Below are 19,299 nucleotides of genomic sequence, written 5' to 3' on the forward strand. Positions count from 1 at the left end.
AAGATTCTTCATCATGCTAAGATTCGCCGCGTTCCAAACCTTCCGTCCGACCTTTTCGAGCCGTGCATGACCAAGAACTCCCCGCGCTCGCGCGACTCCTACCACGTGGGCAACCTGGCGCCGCAGTTGCTGGACGCCGCCCGGACGCTGCTCGAGGAAGTAGGCCCGACCCGGCTGTCGTTGCGGGCAGTGTCCGAGCGGGTCGGCGTCAGCTCCACCGCCGCCTATCACCACTTCGCCAACCGCACGCAGTTGATCGGCAGCCTGGCGGCCCAGGGGTTTCGCGAGCTGGCGGCGGTGCTGGTACTCAAGGACCGCGATTGCGGCGGCGTGCAACGATTGCGCAGCGCCTGCCTGAGCTATTTCAGTTTCGCCCGGGCCAATCCCGCGTTGTACCAGCTGATGTTCGGCCCGGAGTTCGCCGGCGGCGACATGCCACCGGAACTGGGCAGCGCCCGCGAGCAGGCCTTCGGTGAACTGCGGCGGATCATCGCCGGCCTGCTGGAGCAGGATGTGCAGAGCGCCGAGGTGCGCCGGGCCGCCCTCGCCGGCTGGTCCTACACCCACGGCCTGGCGTCCCTGGTGATCCACGGAGTGCTGGACTTCCCCGAGGGCACCAGCGACGAGCGCTTCGTCGACAGCACCCTGCAAGGCCTGCAACAGCTGTTCCGGGCCAGCAGTCCGGGCTGAGCCCCAGGCGATCAGCGGCAAAAGCCCGCTGGAACGATCATTTTCCTGGCTGAAGCGGTCATTTACGTTGAAGCCAACGACTATTTCTGCACAATGCGTGCAATTGAAAACTGACTAGAGGCCCACTGATGCTCTTGACCCCTCAAGACGAACGACTCATCAAGGCGCTGGCCCAGGCCATCGTCGACCGTCCGCGGGCGACCCTCAAGGAGCTGGCGGAACTCGCCGGAGTGAGCAAGGCCACCCTGCACCGCTTCTGCGGCACGCGCGACAAGCTGTTGCAGATGATGGAAGACCATGGGCAAGGCGTGCTCAAACGCATCATCGACGGCACTGACCTGCAACATGACGAACCCGTGGCCGCCCTGCGCACGTTGGTCAGCGAACACCTGGCTCACCGCGAGATGCTGGTATTCCTGTTGTTCCAGTACCGTCCCGACACCATGCTCAACGATGGCGAGGACGAGCGCTGGCAGTTCTACACCGATGCCCTGGATGCGTTCTTCCTGCGAGGCCAGCAACTGGGGGTGTTCCGTATCGACATCACCGCCCAGGTGTTCACCGAGCTGTTCCTGACCCTGATCTTCGGCATCGTCGATGCCGAGCGCCGTGGCCGCGCGGCCAGCGCCAACTCGGCCAATGTGGTGGAGCAGATGTTCCTCCACGGCGCCATCGCCACCAAGCCTGCCTGAGCCCTCGCCTCTAGCTCCGGTGCCTTGCCGGAGCATAAAAAAGCCCCGCGACCCTGGGGCCAACGGGGCAAAACTGGCTGGTTGCGACCAACCAAAGGAGCTGGACCGACAAATCCATCCGTACCATGGCCCATGGCAGGGCGACGCGGCCATGGCACTGCGTGCTGTTGGAACCTGAGGGACGGTGTCAGCGCCTTCCCTGCGCACGCGGATTGCCGATGAAACGCCCGGAGCAGTTCCGGAGTGGAATGAAGATACTTTCAAGACTCCAATGAGTCAATATTGACTCATGCGAGCTATGAAAATATCCAACTGCCCTGCCCCTGACTACCACCTCGCCGCTCAGTCCAGCTCCTTGCCTGCCGTTTCAGGCGCCAGCTTCAGCCCTGCCAGGCACAGCATGATCGCCGCGAACATGTACCAGGCCGGAGCATTGGGGCTGCCCGTAAGGCTCACCAGGCCGGTGGCGAACAGCTGGGTAAAGCCGCCGAATACCGCCACTCCGAGGCAATAGCAGATGGACATGCCGCTGGCCCGTATGCGCGCCGGGAACAGCTCCGGCAGCAGCGCCATGTTGGGCACTATGGTGTAGGTCAACGGGATGCTGAGCAGCGTCACCAGCGCCAGCAGCACACCGATATGCGGGTGCTGGTTGATCAGCAGGAACGCCGGGTAGATCGCCAGCAGCAGGATCGGCAGAGGCCAGAAGATCGACTTGCGCCGGCCAATCCGATCGCTCAAGCGCCCGGCATGGGCCGACAACAGCAAGGGTGGCAGGCAAGCGAAGATGGCAGCCCAGGTGGCGATCCCCAGGGGCATGTGCAACACGCTGATGGCGTGGTTCGCCAGGTAGAACTGGATGGTGTAGATCGGCACCGTGGCGCCGATCACCAGCAGCACTCCCGCCGCCAGTTGCCGGGGGTGGCCCAACAGCAACCTGAGGGAATGGGCGGCGGTATCGCCGTGGCGCCCCTGGTGGCGGTGCACCGGAGTCTCCGGCAACCGGTGGCGGATGTATTCGCTTACCGGAATGGCCAGGATGCCGATGGCGAACACCAGCCTCCAGCCCCAGCTGTCCATGGCCTCGGCGCTCAGCAGATTGCTCAGGCTCATCACCAGTACACCGCCAAAGACGATGCCCAGGCTCTGGCTGAAGGTTTGCCAACTGCAGTAGTAACCCCGTGAATGCTTGTCCGCATACTCCATCAGCATGGTGGTGGAGCTGCCGATCTGCCCGCCCACGGCGAACCCCTGGATCAGCCGCGCGATGATGATCAGCGCCGGTCCGAACAGGCCAGCCTGGGCATAGGTCGGTGCCACGGTGAACAACAGCGAACCCGTGGCCATCAACCACAGCGTCAGGCGCAATGCCGCCTTGCGTCCGGCGTGGTCGGCATACAGGCCGATGACCAGGCCACCCAGCGGGCGCATGACGAAGCCGGTGCCGAACACGGCCAGCGACAGCATCAATGGAATCAGCGAATCATCGCCGAAGGGAAAGAACAGCCGCGCCATCAGGGTCGCCAGCATGCTGTAGACCAGGAAGTCGTAGAACTCCAGGGCGTTGCCCAGGCAGATGGCGGCAATCGCTCGAGGGTTCTTCACCAAGGGTGGGGCATGGCAGGTATCGGTGATGGAGTTGATGGTTGTTTTTGTTGTTGTCATCGATGGTTCCTCTCAGGGTGTTCGGTTCAGGTCAGGAAACGCTGGGCCAGGCGCACCCAGAAACTGGCCCCCAAGGGCAAGGCCTGATCGTTGAAGTCGTATCCGGGGTGGTGTACCTCGCAACCGCCGGCGCCATCGCCGTTGCCGATCAGCAGATAGCAGCCGGGCACGCGCTCCAGCCAGAAGGCAAAATCGTCGCTGGCGCATATCGGTCGCATGTCCGGCACCAGCCCCTCCTCGCCCAGCCAGTCGCGGATCACCTGGGCGGCCAGGGCGCTGGCGCCCGGATCGTTGACCAGCACGGGGTAGCCCTCGCCGAAGATCACCTCGGCCCTGGCGCCGAAACTGCTGGCATGCAGCTCGGCCAGGCTCTTGATCCGCTGCCTGAGCATCTGCCGGACCGCAGGTTGCAAGGCCCGGACGCTCAAGCGCAGTTCCGCGCGTTGCGGTATGACATTGGCTGCGTCGCCAGCCAGGAAGGCCCCGACGGTGATGATGGCGGTCTCGCTGGGCGGCGCGTTGCGCGAGACCAGGCTCTGCAGGGCCATGACCAGCGAGGCGCCGATCACCACCGGGTCCTGGGTCTTGTCGGGCATCGCGCCGTGGCCGCCGGCGCCGTGGATCAGGATCACGATGTTATCGGTACTGGCCATGCATGGCCCGGCCAGCACCCCGAACTTGCCCAGGGGCATGCCCGGCGAGTTGTGCAGGGCGAAGATGGCGTCGCAGGGAAATCGCTCGAACACCTGCTCTTCCAGCATGTGCCTGGCACCGGAGCCGCCATGGCCTTCCTCGGCGGGCTGGAAGAACAACTGCAGAGTCCCGCGCCAGGCAGGTTTGCGAGCCAGCTCCCAGGCCGCCGCCAGGAGCATCGCGATGTGCCCGTCATGGCCGCAGGCGTGCATCTTGCCCGGGGTGCGGCTGCGCCAGGGGCGCTCGCCCTGCTCCTGGATCGGCAACGCATCGAGTTCGGCACGCAACCCCAGGCGCGGACCCTGGCCATTGCCCAGGGTGGCCACCAGCGCGGTGCCGGCCATGGCCGGGTGGATCTGGTAGCCCCACTCTTGCAGGCACTGGGCCACGCGCTCGCGGGTGAGGAATTCTTCATGGCCCAACTCTGGCTGGGCATGGATCGCCCGGCGCAACTCGATCATGGCCGGGGCGATTTCGGCGATGCCGGGGGTTATCCAGCTTTCATGCATGGGGAATGTCCTGAGTGACAAGGAAAGCCTGCTACGGCGATTGGACCGGTCTTGGCCCAGTGGCTAACCTAGCGCCGGAAAAAGCCCGGCATAAGCCGCAAAAACGTTGTCGTGACAACCTTTGGTATTCAGGGGAAAGCGCCGTGAAGCTACATCAACTGCAAGCCTTGCTGGCCGTTGCCGAAGGCGGTGGGATTCGCGCCGCCGCGCGTATCCTGGGGTTGTCCCAGGCCGCGGTGACCCGAGCCTTGCGCGAGCTGGAGGAGGAACAAGGCCTGGCCTTGCTGGTGCGCCATACCGGGGGCGCCAGGCTGACGCCGGCAGGCAAGGTGCTGCTCCCCCACGCCAGCCAGATCGCCAGCCAGTTGCAGCGGGCCCAGCACGAACTGGCGCAGTTGCGCGGTGCAACCCCGGCGCGGCTGTGCGTAGGCGTCACCCCCTGGCTGGGCCAGACCTTGCTCGCGCCGACGCTGCGGGCATTCCGCCTGGCGCTGCCCTCGGTCCAGCTGGAGATCTATGAAGGCCTGCAGGCAGTGAGCCTGCCATTGCTGCGCAGCGGCTTGATGCACCTCGCCCTGGGCCCGGCCAGCACCCTGCCGGCCCAGGAATTCGTCCACCAGCCCCTGGTTCGCTACCGCATGCAGGTCCTGGCTTCCTGTGGGCATCCGCGCGGCACGGCGCGCTCCCTGGGCGAGCTGCTGGAGGAGGACTGGGTGATGAACTTCGGCCCCTCCGGCCCTGCCCCGCTGGTCCAGCAGTTGTTCGAGCGCCACGGCTGGAGCATCGCCGCCGGGCGTATCGTCGGCGCCCAGTCCAGTGCCATGCTCAGCAGCCTGATCGTGGATGCCGGCATGCTTGGGTATTCACCGGAGCCCATGCTGCTGTGCGCCCCCCTGCGGGGCCGGGCCCAGGCCCTGGACCTGGTCGAACCGCTGGAAGAGGCACAAGTCAGCGTGATCCACCTGCGCGACCAGCCGCTGGACGCCGCCGCGCTGTGCTTCGTCCAGTGCCTGCAGGACAGCCTGAAAGCCTGCGGCCGCTCCCGCAGCCCCGAGCAGCGCCAGCTGGCGGGGATGCTCGAGCTGTTCTTCTGAGTCCCTCACCGCGTACGCCTCGACTGGTAAATGCCGCCATTGATGGCATCATGCGAGGCCCGTTTTCCCAAGGACAAGAAAAGCCCATGGCCAACCACGATATTTCCTTCCTGCCCGACCCGGACGCCGACTCCATTTCTTCCGACGTTGCCGGCTTCGGCGGCCTGCTGGTCTCCACCCAGATCCCGACCCATGCCGACGGCAGCCTGGAACTGGGTGACATCACCCGGCAAAGCGAGTGCACCCTGCAAGCGCTGAAGGTGGCCCTGGAACGCGCCGGCAGCTCCATGGACCGGGTCCTGCACCTGACCATCTACCTCACCGACATGGCTGACCGCGCAGCCTTCAACGAGGTCTACCAGCGCTTCTTCGCCAAACCCTGGCCGGTACGCGCGGCCGTTGGCGTAGCGGCGCTGGCGGTTCCTGGCATGCGTGTGGAAGTCACCGCGATGGCCGCCAAGGCCTGATGCCAAGCGGCTGCGCCAGGTGCGCAGCCGCCACCGGGCAGTACACGGGTGCCGGGCAAGCGTTTCGCCGCTACAATGCGCGCCTTGCCCCTGATAAGCCTGATTAGAAAAACATGTCCTTGCCCAAACACCACCTCGAACTGCTCAGCCCTGCCCGCGATGTCGGTATCGCCCGCGAAGCCATCCTGCATGGCGCCGACGCGGTCTACATCGGTGGCCCGAGTTTCGGCGCCCGCCACAACGCCAGCAACGAGGTGAGCGAGATCGCCCAGCTGGTGGAGTTCGCCCGTCGCTATCATGCCCGGGTGTTCACCACCCTCAACACCATCCTCCATGACAACGAACTGGAGCCGGCGCGCAAGCTGATCCACCAGTTGTACGACGCTGGTGTCGACGCGCTGATCGTCCAGGACCTGGGGGTGATGGAGCTGGACATCCCGCCCATCGAACTGCATGCCAGCACCCAGACCGATATCCGCACCCTGGCCCGGGCCAAGTTCCTCGACCAGGCCGGTTTCTCCCAGCTGGTACTGGCTCGAGAGCTGAACCTCAAGGAAATCAGCGCCATCGCCGCCGAGACCGACGCGGCCATCGAATTCTTCATCCACGGCGCCCTGTGCGTGGCCTTCTCCGGCCAGTGCAACATCTCCCACGCCCAGACTGGCCGCAGCGCCAACCGTGGCGACTGCTCCCAGGCCTGCCGCCTGCCCTACACCCTGAAGGACGAGCACGGCGGGGTGATTGCCTACGAGAAGCACTTGCTGTCGATGAAGGACAACAACCAGAGCGCCAACATCCGCGCCCTGGTCGAGGCCGGGGTGCGCTCGTTCAAGATCGAGGGTCGCTATAAGGACATGGGGTATGTGAAAAACATCACCGCCTACTACCGCCAGCGCCTGGACGATGTGCTGGAGGACCGTCCGGACCTGGCCCGCGCTTCCAGCGGCCGCACCGCACACTTCTTCGTTCCCGATCCGGACAAGACCTTCCACCGTGGCAGTACCGACTACTTCGTCAGCGAGCGCAAGATCGACATCGGCGCGTTCGACTCACCGACGTTCACCGGCCTGCCGGTGGGCGTGGTGGAAAAGGTCGGCAAGCGTGACCTGCAAGTGGTGACCTTCGAGCCATTGTCCAACGGTGACGGCCTCAACCTGCTGGTCAAGCGCGAAGTGGTGGGTTTCCGCGCCAATATCGCCGAAGCCCGTGGCGAGTTCGAGGAAGACGGTGAAAAACGCTATCGCTATCGCGTCGAGCCCAACGAGATGCCCGAGGGCCTGCACCGCCTGCGCCCCAACCATCCGCTGAGCCGCAACCTGGACCACAACTGGCAGCAGGCCCTGACCCGCACCTCCGCCGAACGCCGCATCGGCCTGGCCTGGCAGGCTCGCCTGCGCGAAGAGCGCCTGGAACTGAGCGCCACCAGTGAAGAAGGTATCGGTATCAGCGTCGCCCTGGACGGTCCCTTCGGCGTAGCCAACAAGCCGGAGCAGGCCCTGGAGCAATTGCGTGACCTGCTGGGCCAGCTGGGCACCACCTGCTACCACGCCACCGACATCAAGCTGGATGCGCCCCAGGCCTACTTCATCCCCAACTCCCAGCTCAAGGCCCTGCGCCGGGAAGCCATCGAGGCCCTGGACGCCGCGCGTATCGCCGCCCACCCCCGGGGCTCGCGCAAAGCCGAGAGCAACCCGCCACCGGTCTACCCCGAATCGCACCTGTCGTTCCTGGCCAACGTCTACAACCAGAAGGCCCGGGACTTCTACCATCGCCACGGGGTGCAGTTGATCGACGCGGCGTTCGAAGCCCACGAGGAACACGGCGAAGTACCGGTGATGATCACCAAGCATTGCCTGCGCTTCTCCTTCAACTTGTGCCCCAAGCAGGCCAAGGGCGTGACGGGGGTGCGCACCAAGGTGGCACCGATGCAGCTAGTGCACGGTGACGAGGTACTGACCCTGAAGTTCGACTGCAAGCCTTGCGAAATGCACGTGGTGGGCAAGATCAAGGGCCATATCCTCGACTTGCCGCTGCCCGGCAGCGCCGCAGACTCGGTGGTTGGCCATATCAGCCCCGAGGACCTGCTCAAGACCATCCCCCGCGCGCCGCACTGACAGCTGGGCGAGCGCGGCGCAATGCCGTCGCGCTCGCGGCTCCGATCAGGGGCCACATCTGCCGATGGCATCCCCGGCTACAGCGCTGTCGGCAGTCCCCAGAAAGCTCCAGATGCCACAGCTGCCAGCCCATGCCATGGGCGATATCCGTCGCGCTCTACCTTTTCCGGTACCGCGAGCCACCCCGGCTGTGCCGACCAGCGCGCCTCAGTCTCTGCCCGCCCCGGGATGCTAACCATGCGCTTGCCTTGGGCCCACGCATAACCAGAGCAAGAACCCCAGCAGCGGGACGAAGATGATCACCACTAGCCATGCCCCCTTGTTTTCGGAGCTGGCCCCGCTACGCAGCAGGCTCTTGATGGCCCAGAACTCGATCAGCAAGACGATGACAGCCAACGCTATCCAGATGTATTCGATGTGCATGGATTTCCTCCCGGTCTGTATTGGCTTAGGAAGGAACCCTTAGCCGAGGTTCAGTTTGATTGATCCGAGGCGTCACAACGGAGCCGGCGAACCAGGGCTATCTGGCGGGAGCAGGAGTTAGGCCACTATGGCCATGGCGGCTTTTTTTCCGACGGCGGGAGTTCGATGCCTGTTGCGGTGGTCTACTACGCGCCGAGCGTTCGGCAAACAGGTATAGTTGCCGGCTTCGTCGCCCAGCGATTGGATTCAGCGCTGGCCGTGCGTTCCGGGCCCAGGCCCATCAAGACAGAATGGATAGCGTGTGTTCGCAAGATTCATATTCATTGCCCTGCTGCTGACCCTCTCGGCCTGCAGCTCCAACTCACCCAGCTCCGGGCCTCTGAAGGCCGGGGAGTACCGGGTCAAGCGCGGCGATACCCTGTATTCCATCGCCAGCCGCAACGGCACGAACTGGAAGGAAGTGGCGCGACTCAACGGCCTGAAGGCGCCCTATACCGTGGAAGTCGGCCAGGTGCTGAAGGTTGGCGGCAGCACGCCCAGGACGACCCGGGTGGCCAGCAGCAAGACACGGACCTCCAGCAGCCGGAGCAAGGCCCCGCCGCCCCCGCCGCCGATGCCCAAGGTCACCCTCAAGGGCTGGACCTGGCCACTGCGTGGAGTGCTGATCGGACGTTTCTCGCCCACCGGCAAGCTCAACCAGGGCATCCGCATCGCCACCACCCAGGGCCAGCCGATCCACGCCAGCCTGGGCGGCAAGGTCGCGTTCGCCGGCTACATGCGTGGCTACGGCAACCTGATGATCCTCCAGCACGGCCCGTCCTACACCAGCACTTATGCCTACAACAGCAAGCTGGTGGTCAAGGAGGGCCAGATGGTGATCAAGGGCCAGAAGATCGCCGAGGCCGGCTCCCAGGATACCGATCGCGCCCAGCTGTACTTCGAGATCCGCGCCAACGGCGTGCCGGTGGACCCGTTGCGCTTGCTGCCACCGGGCTGAGTGCCCAGCCCAGCAGTTCATACGGCGCCAGCAGCGCCAACAGGGCGCCAATCCACAAGGGCGCCTTCAGCCCATAACCGGCCCGGGCGATCCAGGCCGGCATCGATCATCGACACCTGCGGCTGTTGACCAGGGGATTGGGATTGGCAGTGCGCATCACCCGCACGATCAGCGCCAGGCTCATGCCAATGGCCAGGAATGCCGCGACACCAACCAACATCTGCTTGGCACAAAGTGCCAAGGCCAAAAGGGCCAGGCCCGGCAGCAATCCCGAACTCAGCACAGCGAAGGTGTAACGATCGGTGTAGCTTCCCACCCGGCTGTTGCCACTGCCCGGGACGCTGAACTGCTGGTCCAGACCGACGCTGCCCGCCTGCCCTGAGGCCGGTACCTGTGCCACGACTACCACCAGGCACAAGGCCTCATCATTACCCACGGCCAGAAGCTGGCACGTCAGCCCGAGTACTGGTCGATCGAGGCAACCACCGGCTCCCCGACCACAGTGGCCAGCATCATGGCGCTGAGCACTCTGGATGAGCCCTGCCCTCGCCTGTCATCAGAGATGGTTTAACCGACCTTGAACCCGATTGATGAGACATATATGTACAGCAACTAACTTCAAACTAACTCAAGGATCGGCCCCGTCATGACAGGCAACTTCTACAGCACTCTTCACTTCCAGTTTGTAGATTCTCGTTCACTTTAAATTACATTCAAACGAGCTCGCAGCCAGCGCCACCCGGACTCGCCCTATCAGGCCCCATGGGCGCTGCGGTCTGCCTGCGAATCAAGGATTGGCCCACGGCACTCAACTTTCATCGAGTGGCCTGGTAACTCGCCCCTTCATTACCGAGAAACTCCAGCGGCGTAAAACAACAACTTCCACCCCAACTTTTCTCCATGGAGAGATGCAGTGAACAGGACACTTACGACTCCCGCACCGCCGTCGCGCAAAATCGGTGGGGGCCTAAGCCAGACGCTGACGGCGCGCCATCACGGTACCGCTACCCGGTGCCAAGCCCGGCGGTGAACGATCCGGACCACGAAGGCTGGCCGGCAGTGGCCGAGTGACAGAAAGCTGGCCAACTGACCTTCACCACCGCGGCCCTGCCCCAAGACCTGAGCTTCTATGGCGAAGGCTCGGCGGACCTGTGGATCAGCGCCACCGCCAAGGACACCGACCTGCAGGTGACCCTGTCCGAGGTGCGCCCGGACGGTCAGGAAATGTTCGTCCAGCGTGGCTGGCTGCGCGCCTCCAAACGCGCCCTGGACCCGGCCCGCTCCACCGAGTTGCGCCCGTTCGGCCACTACCCCCAGGCCGCGCTGAACCCGCTCAAGGCCCGCCAGGCCAACCTCACGCGCATCGAGATCAACAAGTTCGCCCATGTGTTCCGCGCCGGTTCCAGCCTGCGGCTGACCATCGATACGCCGTCACAGACCGGCTACTGGAAGTTCGGCCACCTGCCCGACGCCTCCACCAACAGCATCTGGCATGACCGCCAGCATCCGTCGAGCCTGGTACTGGGCTACCTGCCCTACACCCATGCCAGCGGCTTGCCGGACTGCGCCACGACCTTGCGCCAACCCTGCCGGGCGAACGCCGTACCAGTGCCGGCCGGCGTCGGGCCGGACCTGCCGCGCTGAAACTGGGCCAAGGCCCCACTTGGCGCGCATGCTGATCGAGACAACCCGCAAGGATGCCAGGTTGAGCACTCGGTTGGTGAGGCGCGCTCCCTGGCTAGGACAAGCTCGCCGGCCTGGCGACCGGCGCCAGCTATTCTTCGCCTTCCCATCCCAGGAGAAATTCCCATGAGCATCAGTAAACGAGCCCAACAGTTCCAGGACCTGCTCCACCAGCGTGGACTCGACCTGACGGTACAAGAACTCCCGGACTCGACCCGCACCGCCGACGACGCGGCCAACGCCCTGGGCTGCGAAAAAGCCCAAATCGTCAAATCCCTGGTGTTTCGTAGCACGCTCGACACTCCTGTGCTGGTCCTCGCCAGCGGTCCCAACCGAGTCAATGAGCAAGCCATTTCCCGTTTGCTCGGCGACAAGATCACCAAGGCCGACGCCGATTTCGTCAAACAGGTGACCGGCTTCGCCATCGGGGGCGTGCCACCGCTCGGGCACCGGCAAGAGCTCGAGCTGTTGGTCGATGAAGACCTGCTGAACTTCGATGAAGTCTGGGCTGCCGCCGGCACCCCCAATGCCGTGTTCCGGATTACCGGCCCACTGACCGCCATCCTGCCCAGGCACCAGGTGATCTGCGTCAAGTAGCCGAGCAGCGAAGGCACCCGCGATCTACCCGACGCCTTGCCGCGTCGGGCGCAACCCGGAATCGGTTGACGACTGTCGAGCCGGCGTTTCTAATGCGTCGCCCCACGCAAGTCCCCATTCCAACGACAGGTGCAGGATGCACGTTCCACTCAATTGCGCAGTTCACTACGATTTGCAGCCCCCACTGCCAGCCGCTCCCCGGTTTCATCCCACACCCCGCTCGTTTGCTCCTTTCATCAGGGGCGCGCTATTGGCCCTGACGGCGTTCGCACTCCATGGCTGCGTGGGCGCCTGGGTGGACATGCCTGAGGAACAGGTATCGAAGACCGCTGCCCACCGACGACTGATCGAAAATGCCATAACGCCCGTCATCACGCGCACGCAGAAGAACTCGCCCGAACGACAATGGTGTGGCGCCACACTCCTGGTGGTGATCCTGCCGATCCCGCTCAAGCTGCCGGTGTGCGAGTCCTACAGCAATGCCATCGCCTACGGCAACGACATCAACGGCACTGAGGTACCCCTGCTGCGCTCGAGCCGCAAGATCAGTTCGGACTTCCATGCCTGCGGCCCCTTCATGTTCCTCGGCCCCCTCATGCACGGCTACCAGGGTAATGCGCTCTGCGGAACATTCCGCTAATCGCGCTTGCGCCATCCCGTGGGTTGAAGATGGTGGCCCCGGGCGCGCCTCAGGGTCTGGCTCGGCAACTCCCCGAACAAGGCCCGATAGCTGCTGGAAAAACGCCCCAGGTGCCAGAACGACCAGTGCATTGCCACCTCGGCCACCGTGGTGTCCGCCGGGCCGCGGCTGAGCAATTCGCGATGGGCGCTGTTGAGCCGGCGCAAGCGCAGCCATTGGCTGGGAGCCATGCCGGTAAAGCCCTTGAAGGCGCTCTGCAACTGGCGCAGGGACACCCCGGCAACCTGGGCCAGCTCCAGCAGGTTGAGGGTTTCCTCGGGGACATCGGCGGCCCATTGCGCAACCCGCTGCATGATCGCCCGTTCCTCCGTGCGCCGTTGCAAACCACCGGGGTCCAGACGCACGCAGGCGTTGTCGAGGATGTACAGGCAATCGTCCAGCAACTGCTGGGCCAGGGCCTCGCGACTCGGTGGATCGAGGGTCTGTGACAGCCGGGTCAGGGTCGCGCTCAGCCAGCGACAGAACAACGGGTTCTGCTGGCAGGTCAAGGGCGCCATGAACAAACCATCGAGGCGCTCGACTCCCAAGGCCCGGCCCTGGACGAACTCGGGGCCGAACACCACTGCCACCTCCTGGTAGTTCTCGGGGGTGATCCAGATGTTGCGGCTTTCGCCATTGAGCACGTACAGCGCGTTGTCGCTGCGATCGAAACAGAACGCCAGGGCCCCTTCGGGGGCGTTGAAGTTCTGTTCGACCCGGGTATTCATGCGCTCTTCGTAAATTTCCACGCCCTGCAGGTCCAGGTAGCGCACCAGGCCATTGAAATGCCCGGGGGACATCTGCCGGTACTGCTGGACCCAACCTGGCGTGGCCCGGACCTGGTCGAGCACATCGAAGCTCTTGAAAGCCTGGACCTGAAGCGGATTGGACGTCGTCATGGGAAGACCTTACGCACTCTTTTGGTGCGTTTTGCTTCTGTTTAAAGTGGATAGATGAAACCACAAGGCTTGCCCAAGATAGTCGCCAATGCGCTGCAGGGGAAGCCTTGCCGGGATACTCCCGCTCACCTGGGTGCAGATGAAAACAATCATCGAGGTCTTTATGAACGCCCCTTTCGATCAGCTTTCCTCATGGCTGAAAGAGCACAAGATCACCGAAGTAGAGTGCGTGGTCAGCGACCTGACCGGGATCGCCCGCGGCAAGATCGCCCCCACCAACAAGTTCCTGCATGAGCGAGGCATGCGCCTGCCGGAAAGTGTCCTGCTGCAAACGGTCACCGGGGATTTCGTCGACGACGACCTGTACTACGAGCTGCTGGATCCGGCGGACATCGACATGCTCTGCCGCCCCGATCCCTCGTCGATCTTCCTGGTGCCCTGGGCCCTGGAACCCACCGCCATCGTCATCCACGACACCTTCGACAAGTTCGGCAACCCCATCGAGCTGTCGCCACGCAACGTGCTGAAGAAAGTCCTGCAGTTGTACACCGACAAGGGCTGGCAGCCGATCGTGGCTCCGGAAATGGAGTTCTACCTGACCCAGCGCTGCGAAGACCCGGACCTGCCGCTGCAAGCCCCCCTGGGGCGTTCGGGGCGTGCCGAGAGCGGCCGGCAGTCGTTCTCCATCGATGCCGCCAACGAATTCGACCCGTTGTTCGAGGATGTCTACGACTGGTGCGAAGCCCAGGGCCTGGACCTGGACACGCTGATCCACGAAGACGGCCCGGCGCAGATGGAGATCAACTTCCGCCATGGCGACGCCCTGGACCTGGCGGACCAGATCACTGTGTTCAAGCGCACCATGCGCGAGGCCGCGCTCAAGCACAACGTCACCGCCACCTTCATGGCCAAGCCGATCACCGATGAGCCCGGCAGCGCCATGCACCTGCACCAGAGCGTGGTGGACATCGCCACCGGCAAGCCGGTGTTCACCAACGACGACGGCAGCATGAGCGAGCTGTTCCTGCAGCACATCGGCGGTTTGCAGAAGTACATCCCCAAGGTACTGCCGATGTTCGCCCCCAACGTCAACTCGTTCCGCCGCTTCCTGCCGGATACCTCGGCCCCGGTGAACGTCGAATGGGGCGTGGAAAACCGCACCGCCGGCCTGCGGGTACCGACCTCCAGCCCGGATGCCACGCGGGTGGAGAACCGCTTGCCCGGCGCCGATGCCAACCCCTACCTGGCGATCGCCGCGAGCCTGCTGTGCGGCTACCTGGGCATGGTCGAGGGCATCGCCCCCAGCGCCGCGGTGGAAGGCCGCGCCTACGAGCGACGCAACCTGCGCCTGCCGATCACCATCGAGGACGCCCTGGCGCACATGGAGGAGTGCCCGGTCATCGAGCAGTACCTGGGGCGCAAGTTCGTGCGTGGCTACGTCGCGGTCAAGCGCGCCGAGAACGAGAACTTCAAGCGGGTGATCAGCTCCTGGGAACGCGAATTCCTGCTGCTCAGCGTCTGACCCCGGCGATTTTTCGCACAACAAAAACATCCCACAGAGGTGTCGAACATGCGTCTATTCAAAGCAGTGATCCCGGTCGCCCTGGCGACCTTGTGCAGCACCGCCGTCCAGGCCGAGCCCAGTGTCAGCGTATACAACTGGAGCGACTACATAGGCAAGACGACCCTGGCCGACTTCCAGGCCCAGACCGGGATCAAGGTGATCTACGATGTGTTCGATTCCAACGAGACCCTGGAAGGCAAGCTGCTGGCCGGGCGTACCGGCTACGACGTGGTGGTGCCTTCCAACCACTTCCTCACCCGCCAGGTGAAGGCCGGGGCCTTCCTCAAGCTGGACCGGACGCAACTGCCCAACTGGAAGAACCTGGACCCGAAGCTGATGACCCTGTTGCAGCAGAACGATCCCGGCAACCAGTACTCGGTGCCCTACCTGTGGGGCACCAATGGCATCGGCTACAACGTCGACAAGGTCAAGCAGGTACTGGGCATCGACCATATCGACTCCTGGGCGGTGTTGTTCGAACCGCAGAACCTGAAGAAGCTGGCGCAATGCGGGGTCTCGCTGATGGACTCGCCCGATGAGGTCATGCCGGCGATGCTCAACTACCTGGGCCTGGACCCCAACAGCCAATCGGCGGCCGACTACCAGAAGGCCGAGGCCAAGCTGTTGAGCCTGCGCCCCTACATCACCTACTTCCACTCCTCCAAGTACGTCTCGGACCTGGCCAACGGCAATATCTGCGTGGCGTTCGCCTACTCCGGCGATGCCTTCCAGGCCGCCAACCGGGCCAGGGAAGCCAAGAATGGCGTGAACATCGCCTATGCCATTCCCAAGGAAGGCAGCAACCTGTGGTTCGACCTGATGGCCATCCCCGCGGACGCCACCAATACCAAGCAGGCCCATGCCTTCATCAACTACCTGCTGGACCCGCAGGTGATCGCCAAGGTCAGTGCCCAGGTCGGCTACGCCAACCCCACGCCGGCCTCCCAGCAGTACATGGACGCCCAACTGGTGAGCGATCCCGAGGTCTATCCGCCCAAGGAGGTACTGGACAAGCTGTACATCGCCAGTACCCCTTCCCCGGCGATCATGCGCGTCATGACTCGTTCGTGGAGCAAAGTGAAGTCCAACAAATGAACCAGCCATTCTCCCTGGGCGGCGCCAACGGGCACGCCCCCTCCTACTACGCCGCCTCGGTCGGCGCCCTGCCCGGCTACCCATCCCTGGAAGGCGACCTGCACGCCGATGTCTGCGTGATCGGCGGCGGTTTCACCGGGGTCAATACCGCCATCGAGCTGGCCCAGCGCGGGCTCTCGGTGATCCTGCTGGAGGCCCGGCGCATCGGCTGGGGCGCCAGCGGGCGCAACGGCGGGCAACTGATCCGTGGCATCGGCCATGAAGTCGGCGGCTTTGCCCGTTACGTCGGCCAGGAAGGAATCAAATACCTGGAGCGTGCCGGCATCGACTCGGTGGAACTGGTAGGCCGGCGCATCGCCGAACACGGCATCGACTGCGACCTGCGCTGGGGCTTCTGCGAGCTGGCCAACACCAAGGCCCAATACGCCGCGTTCCAGGCTGAGCAAGACCACTTGGTGGGCCTGGGCTACCATCACCCGACTCGCCTGGTGGCCGCGCAAGACATGCATCAGGTGGTGGCGTCCCGAGTCTATGCCGGCGGGCTGGTGGACATGGGCTCCGGACACCTGCACCCACTCAAGCTGGTGGTCGGCGAAGCCCGATTGGCCAGCAGCCTGGGAGTGCGGATCTTCGAGCAGAGCCCGGTGCTGGAACTGCGCCACGGCGATAGCGTGACGCTGCGCTGCGCCGCGGGCACGGTGCGCGCCGGACGCCTGGTGCTGGCCTGCAACGCCCACCTGGAAGACCTGGAGCCACGCCTGAGCGGCAAGGTCCTGCCCGCTGGCAGCTACATCATCGCCACCGAACCGCTGCCCGAGGTCCTGGCCAGGCAACTGATCCCGGACAACCTGGCGCTGTGCGACCAGAAAGTCGGCCTGGACTACTACCGCCTCACTGCCGATCGCCGCCTGCTGTTCGGCGGCGCTTGCCATTATTCAGGCCGCGACCCGGTGGATATCGCCGGCTACATGCGGCCGAAGATGCTCAAGGTGTTCCCGCAACTGGGGGACATCGGTATCGACTTCCAATGGGGCGGCAAGATCGGTATCACCGCCAACCGTTTTCCCCAGGTCGGGCGCCTGCGCCAGTATCCCAATGTGTACTACGCCCAGGGTTACTCGGGCCATGGGCTGAACGTCACCCACTGGACGGCGCGCCTGCTGGCCGAGGCGATCCATGCCGGGCACAGCCAAGGCCTGGATGTGTTCAGCGCCGTGCCGCACATGACCTTCCCTGGCGGCCGGGCCCTGCGCGCGCCGCTGCTGGCACTGGGCATGTTCTGGCATCGGATGCGCGAGGTGCTGGGCTGATATCCGGGCGCCTCAAGCAAAGCGTCGCTGCAGGAAGTCCAGCAGCAAGCGGTTGACCTGTTCGGGACATTCGCTTTGCAGCCAGTGCCCGCAGTCTTGCAGCAGATGTTGCTCGAGGTCGACGACCTGGTCGGGCATGCGCTTGAGGGTATGGGCTTCCAGGACCCCGACCGGGTCGCTATCGCCCAGCAGGAACAAGGTGGGCTGGACGATTGGGGCTTGAGCGAGGAACTCGCTGCGCTGCCAGTTGCGCTCGAAGTTGCGGTACCAGTTCAACGCCCCACGGAAACCGCGGCCAGCGAAGGTTTGCCGATAAGCCTGGAAATCCTCTTCGGAACACCAGGCGGGCAAGCCTTCGGGGATAGTCACGCCGTCGAACAAGCGGGCCTCGGCCGGCTTGGGTTGCAGCAACGCGTCGATGTTGCCCATGAACAAGCGCAGGCTGGCATCGATATCGGCATCCAGCTCAGCTTCGGCCAGCCCTGGTTCCTGGAAGTACAGGATGTAGTTGAAGTGCGCGCCGTGTACCTGGCGCATGATGTCCGTAGCCGGACGCTTGGGCCTTCCGGCAAAAGGCACCGACATCGTCACCAGCGCCGCCACCCGCTGCGGTTCCAGCAGCGCCAGGTGCCAGGCCACCGGGGCGCCCCAATCATGGCCGACCATGCACACCCGGCCATGACCGAAGGCGTCCATGGCCTGCTGGATGTCGGCGCACAGGGTCAGCAGGTCATAGTCTTCTATCGCCTGGGGAGCCGAGCTGCGGCCGTAGCCACGCATTTCCGGGACGAAGACCTGGAACCCTGCCGCCACCAATGCCGCCGCCTGGTGGCGCCAGGAATGCCAGCATTCGGGAAACCCATGCAGCAACCAGACCGGCCGGCCCTGCTGCGGGCCGGCTACGCGGACGCTGAGTTCGATGCCGTTGACGGCCAGAATGTGCTGCTGGAATGAAGTCATGGCGAGGGCTCCTGGCGAGTGCCAGGAAAACCTAGCAGATGTCCCGCCAGGTACCGAGCATCATCCACCGGCCGAATGATGCGGGTAGCGCACCTGCCCAGCGAGGTGAATGAGTGGGGCTGGCGCTGCATGTAGTCGCGGGTACCAGCCGCGCAGCGGGAGTCGGCTCAGGTTGATCCGCGACCTGCAACTGCTGCGCAGTCGGCCGCAGCCTCACCAGCTCGGCAGCGGCTACAGGTGCCCGGCCAGGGCATGGCTTTGCTGGCGAATCAGTCGCTGGGTCGCGAGGACCTTTTCAAGTGCCTGCTCTGAATCCGGGTCCTGCATCGGCGCCCGAATGGCCGCCGATACCAGGCTGATCAGCTTGGCCATGACCTCGGCGTCGGTAGCTGGACGGCCCAGGCTCATGGCCTGCATCAGCAAGCGCAGTTCGGTACCGGCCATTACCCCGGAAATCGCCTTGAGGGCGAACTGCAAGCGCACCCCCAGCTCGTTGCGCGGCAGATCCGGCAGGGCCAGGGCGAACGCCTTGAAAAAGCGCTCGAACACCGGCTGGTAGTGTTCCTTGAGGTATTCCTGGATGAAGGGCGAGGTATCGCTGTACACCCGGCCAAGGAAGCGGATGAACGAACGCCCTTCCACCCCGCCGCTTTCATCACTGCGCTCCATGCCCATGGCCGGGGCGAACAACACCCCCAGCAGGGTTTCGCAGTCCAGGGGGCCATCGGCCTGCTCCTCGCACTTGGCCAAGAGTTCCAGGCGCTGGTCGTTGAGTGGGCCCAGGCGCTGCATGAGCAGGGCCTTCATCAGCGAGTCCTTGTCGCCGAAGTGATAGTTCACCGCCGCCAGGTTGACCTTGGCCCGTTCGGTAATCTGGCGCAACAGCACGGCGTCGTAGCCGTACTTGATGAATAATGCCTCGGTCGCTTCCAGCAGTCGGGTCTTGGTGACATTGGGGGCACTGAGTTTCTTGGCGACCATGGAGGGCTAACCTTTACTGGATGAAAAACTGACCGTTCGAACAGTGTTTTAAAAAAAAATTTGATTTTTTATACCCGCGAGATTCCCTAAAAGCAAGGGCCTGAGGGACTCTCAAAGCGCCCATAGGCCGTTTTGTGACCAGTGGGTTCCTACCCCGAACCTGTCAAAAAAAGCTCTCGATTACCCG

General features: G+C 64.1%; 19 protein-coding genes. 12 read left to right on the forward strand and 7 right to left on the reverse strand.

The annotated features are described in order from the left end of the window. The first annotated feature begins 66 nt into the window (after window positions 1–66). Both GDH07_RS13895 and GDH07_RS13900 read left to right on the forward strand, forming a co-directional pair. Window positions 67–690 carry a TetR/AcrR family transcriptional regulator gene (locus GDH07_RS13895; RefSeq protein WP_152897910.1) on the forward strand — a complete coding sequence of 208 codons (624 nt, stop codon included), beginning with the start codon at window positions 67–69 and terminating at the stop codon, window positions 688–690. Window positions 691–818: 128 nt separating this feature from the next. Further along, complete coding sequence (locus GDH07_RS13900) at window positions 819–1,382, forward strand: transcriptional regulator (RefSeq protein ID WP_022644358.1); 564 nt, start codon at window positions 819–821, stop codon at window positions 1,380–1,382. Window positions 1,383–1,724: 342 nt separating this feature from the next. Here the strand turns inward: GDH07_RS13900 and GDH07_RS13905 are convergent, their stop codons facing one another. Next, complete coding sequence (locus GDH07_RS13905; RefSeq protein WP_152897911.1) at window positions 1,725–3,047, reverse strand: MFS transporter; 1,323 nt, start codon at window positions 3,045–3,047, stop codon at window positions 1,725–1,727. A gap of 26 nt (window positions 3,048–3,073) precedes the next feature. Then, window positions 3,074–4,249, reverse strand: a complete 1,176-nt coding sequence (locus GDH07_RS13910; RefSeq protein ID WP_152897912.1) for a M20 aminoacylase family protein — start codon at window positions 4,247–4,249, stop codon at window positions 3,074–3,076. Between the two features lie 143 nt (window positions 4,250–4,392). Here GDH07_RS13910 and GDH07_RS13915 point away from each other — a divergent pair, with 143 nt between their 5' ends. The 3 genes from GDH07_RS13915 to GDH07_RS13925 all read left to right on the forward strand — a co-directional run bounded on the left by GDH07_RS13915 (window position 4,393) and on the right by GDH07_RS13925 (window position 7,924). Continuing rightward, window positions 4,393–5,343 (forward strand): LysR substrate-binding domain-containing protein, encoded by a 951-nt coding sequence (locus tag GDH07_RS13915; protein ID WP_152897913.1) that lies wholly within the window; start codon window positions 4,393–4,395, stop codon window positions 5,341–5,343. Window positions 5,344–5,429: 86 nt separating this feature from the next. Then, complete coding sequence (locus GDH07_RS13920; protein ID WP_022644353.1) at window positions 5,430–5,810, forward strand: RidA family protein; 381 nt, start codon at window positions 5,430–5,432, stop codon at window positions 5,808–5,810. Window positions 5,811–5,923: 113 nt separating this feature from the next. Then, window positions 5,924–7,924 carry a peptidase U32 family protein gene (locus GDH07_RS13925; RefSeq protein WP_152897914.1) on the forward strand — a complete coding sequence of 667 codons (2,001 nt, stop codon included), beginning with the start codon at window positions 5,924–5,926 and terminating at the stop codon, window positions 7,922–7,924. Between the two features lie 231 nt (window positions 7,925–8,155). Here GDH07_RS13925 and GDH07_RS13930 read toward each other — a convergent pair whose 3' ends face one another. Continuing rightward, window positions 8,156–8,347 (reverse strand): PLD nuclease N-terminal domain-containing protein, encoded by a 192-nt coding sequence (locus tag GDH07_RS13930; protein ID WP_022644352.1) that lies wholly within the window; start codon window positions 8,345–8,347, stop codon window positions 8,156–8,158. A gap of 301 nt (window positions 8,348–8,648) precedes the next feature. Between GDH07_RS13930 and GDH07_RS13935 the strand changes: the two genes are divergently transcribed. Further along, window positions 8,649–9,344 (forward strand): peptidoglycan DD-metalloendopeptidase family protein, encoded by a 696-nt coding sequence (locus GDH07_RS13935; RefSeq protein WP_022644351.1) that lies wholly within the window; start codon window positions 8,649–8,651, stop codon window positions 9,342–9,344. Window positions 9,345–9,450: 106 nt separating this feature from the next. On the opposite strand, the gene GDH07_RS13940 is transcribed toward GDH07_RS13935, so the two are convergent. Beyond that, complete coding sequence (locus tag GDH07_RS13940) at window positions 9,451–9,780, reverse strand: hypothetical protein (protein ID WP_152897915.1); 330 nt, start codon at window positions 9,778–9,780, stop codon at window positions 9,451–9,453. A 650-nt stretch (window positions 9,781–10,430) separates the two neighbouring features. On the opposite strand from GDH07_RS13940, the gene GDH07_RS13945 reads away from it, so the two are divergent. The 3 genes from GDH07_RS13945 (at window position 10,431) to GDH07_RS13955 (ending at window position 12,264) form a co-directional block, all read left to right on the forward strand. Then, complete coding sequence (locus GDH07_RS13945) at window positions 10,431–10,988, forward strand: CocE/NonD family hydrolase C-terminal non-catalytic domain-containing protein (protein ID WP_152897916.1); 558 nt, start codon at window positions 10,431–10,433, stop codon at window positions 10,986–10,988. 165 nt (window positions 10,989–11,153) lie between these two features. Next, window positions 11,154–11,624 carry a YbaK/EbsC family protein gene (locus GDH07_RS13950; protein ID WP_152897917.1) on the forward strand — a complete coding sequence of 157 codons (471 nt, stop codon included), beginning with the start codon at window positions 11,154–11,156 and terminating at the stop codon, window positions 11,622–11,624. Window positions 11,625–11,874: 250 nt separating this feature from the next. Then, complete coding sequence (locus tag GDH07_RS13955; RefSeq protein ID WP_022644347.1) at window positions 11,875–12,264, forward strand: hypothetical protein; 390 nt, start codon at window positions 11,875–11,877, stop codon at window positions 12,262–12,264. Here GDH07_RS13955 and GDH07_RS13960 read toward each other — a convergent pair. After that, complete coding sequence (locus tag GDH07_RS13960) at window positions 12,261–13,202, reverse strand: helix-turn-helix domain-containing protein (protein ID WP_152897918.1); 942 nt, start codon at window positions 13,200–13,202, stop codon at window positions 12,261–12,263. The genes GDH07_RS13955 and GDH07_RS13960 overlap by 4 nt on opposite strands. A gap of 163 nt (window positions 13,203–13,365) precedes the next feature. On the opposite strand from GDH07_RS13960, the gene GDH07_RS13965 reads away from it, so the two are divergent. The 3 genes from GDH07_RS13965 to GDH07_RS13975 are packed head-to-tail and all read left to right on the forward strand — an operon-like array spanning window position 13,366 to window position 17,171. Then, on the forward strand, window positions 13,366–14,724 hold the full coding sequence (locus tag GDH07_RS13965; RefSeq protein WP_022644343.1) for a glutamine synthetase family protein: 1,359 nt from the start codon (window positions 13,366–13,368) through the stop codon (window positions 14,722–14,724). Window positions 14,725–14,772: 48 nt separating this feature from the next. Continuing rightward, on the forward strand, window positions 14,773–15,861 hold the full coding sequence (locus GDH07_RS13970) for a polyamine ABC transporter substrate-binding protein (protein ID WP_152897919.1): 1,089 nt from the start codon (window positions 14,773–14,775) through the stop codon (window positions 15,859–15,861). Further along, window positions 15,858–17,171 carry an NAD(P)/FAD-dependent oxidoreductase gene (locus GDH07_RS13975; protein ID WP_152897920.1) on the forward strand — a complete coding sequence of 438 codons (1,314 nt, stop codon included), beginning with the start codon at window positions 15,858–15,860 and terminating at the stop codon, window positions 17,169–17,171. The genes GDH07_RS13970 and GDH07_RS13975 overlap by 4 nt, the downstream gene beginning before the upstream one ends. Before the next feature lie 12 nt (window positions 17,172–17,183). Here GDH07_RS13975 and GDH07_RS13980 read toward each other — a convergent pair whose 3' ends face one another. Beyond that, window positions 17,184–18,131 carry an alpha/beta fold hydrolase gene (locus tag GDH07_RS13980; RefSeq protein ID WP_152897921.1) on the reverse strand — a complete coding sequence of 316 codons (948 nt, stop codon included), beginning with the start codon at window positions 18,129–18,131 and terminating at the stop codon, window positions 17,184–17,186. 231 nt (window positions 18,132–18,362) lie between these two features. Continuing rightward, a complete protein-coding gene (locus tag GDH07_RS13985; protein WP_152897922.1) occupies window positions 18,363–19,112 on the reverse strand; it encodes a TetR/AcrR family transcriptional regulator in 750 nt (249 codons plus the stop codon). Between the last annotated feature and the right edge of the window lie 187 nt (window positions 19,113–19,299).

The sequence above is a fragment of the Pseudomonas piscis genome (assembly GCF_009380155.1).
In the GTDB taxonomy this organism is placed as follows: domain Bacteria; phylum Pseudomonadota; class Gammaproteobacteria; order Pseudomonadales; family Pseudomonadaceae; genus Aquipseudomonas; species Aquipseudomonas piscis.

What these genes read in the sequence shown, in the direction of transcription:
- GDH07_RS13980 (WP_152897921.1), bottom strand. Translation starts at nt 18,131, where the DNA reads ATGACTTCATTCCAGCAGCACATTCTGGCCGTCAACGGCATCGAACTC.
- GDH07_RS13900 (WP_022644358.1), top strand. Translation starts at nt 819, where the DNA reads ATGCTCTTGACCCCTCAAGACGAACGACTCATCAAGGCGCTGGCCCAG.
- GDH07_RS13985 (WP_152897922.1), bottom strand. Translation starts at nt 19,112, where the DNA reads ATGGTCGCCAAGAAACTCAGTGCCCCCAATGTCACCAAGACCCGACTG.
- GDH07_RS13975 (WP_152897920.1), top strand. Translation starts at nt 15,858, where the DNA reads ATGAACCAGCCATTCTCCCTGGGCGGCGCCAACGGGCACGCCCCCTCC.
- GDH07_RS13960 (WP_152897918.1), bottom strand. Translation starts at nt 13,202, where the DNA reads ATGACGACGTCCAATCCGCTTCAGGTCCAGGCTTTCAAGAGCTTCGAT.
- GDH07_RS13930 (WP_022644352.1), bottom strand. Translation starts at nt 8,347, where the DNA reads ATGCACATCGAATACATCTGGATAGCGTTGGCTGTCATCGTCTTGCTG.
- GDH07_RS13895 (WP_152897910.1), top strand. Translation starts at nt 67, where the DNA reads ATGACCAAGAACTCCCCGCGCTCGCGCGACTCCTACCACGTGGGCAAC.
- GDH07_RS13910 (WP_152897912.1), bottom strand. Translation starts at nt 4,249, where the DNA reads ATGCATGAAAGCTGGATAACCCCCGGCATCGCCGAAATCGCCCCGGCC.
- GDH07_RS13970 (WP_152897919.1), top strand. Translation starts at nt 14,773, where the DNA reads ATGCGTCTATTCAAAGCAGTGATCCCGGTCGCCCTGGCGACCTTGTGC.
- GDH07_RS13925 (WP_152897914.1), top strand. Translation starts at nt 5,924, where the DNA reads ATGTCCTTGCCCAAACACCACCTCGAACTGCTCAGCCCTGCCCGCGAT.
- GDH07_RS13965 (WP_022644343.1), top strand. Translation starts at nt 13,366, where the DNA reads ATGAACGCCCCTTTCGATCAGCTTTCCTCATGGCTGAAAGAGCACAAG.
- GDH07_RS13920 (WP_022644353.1), top strand. Translation starts at nt 5,430, where the DNA reads ATGGCCAACCACGATATTTCCTTCCTGCCCGACCCGGACGCCGACTCC.
- GDH07_RS13950 (WP_152897917.1), top strand. Translation starts at nt 11,154, where the DNA reads ATGAGCATCAGTAAACGAGCCCAACAGTTCCAGGACCTGCTCCACCAG.
- GDH07_RS13905 (WP_152897911.1), bottom strand. Translation starts at nt 3,047, where the DNA reads ATGACAACAACAAAAACAACCATCAACTCCATCACCGATACCTGCCAT.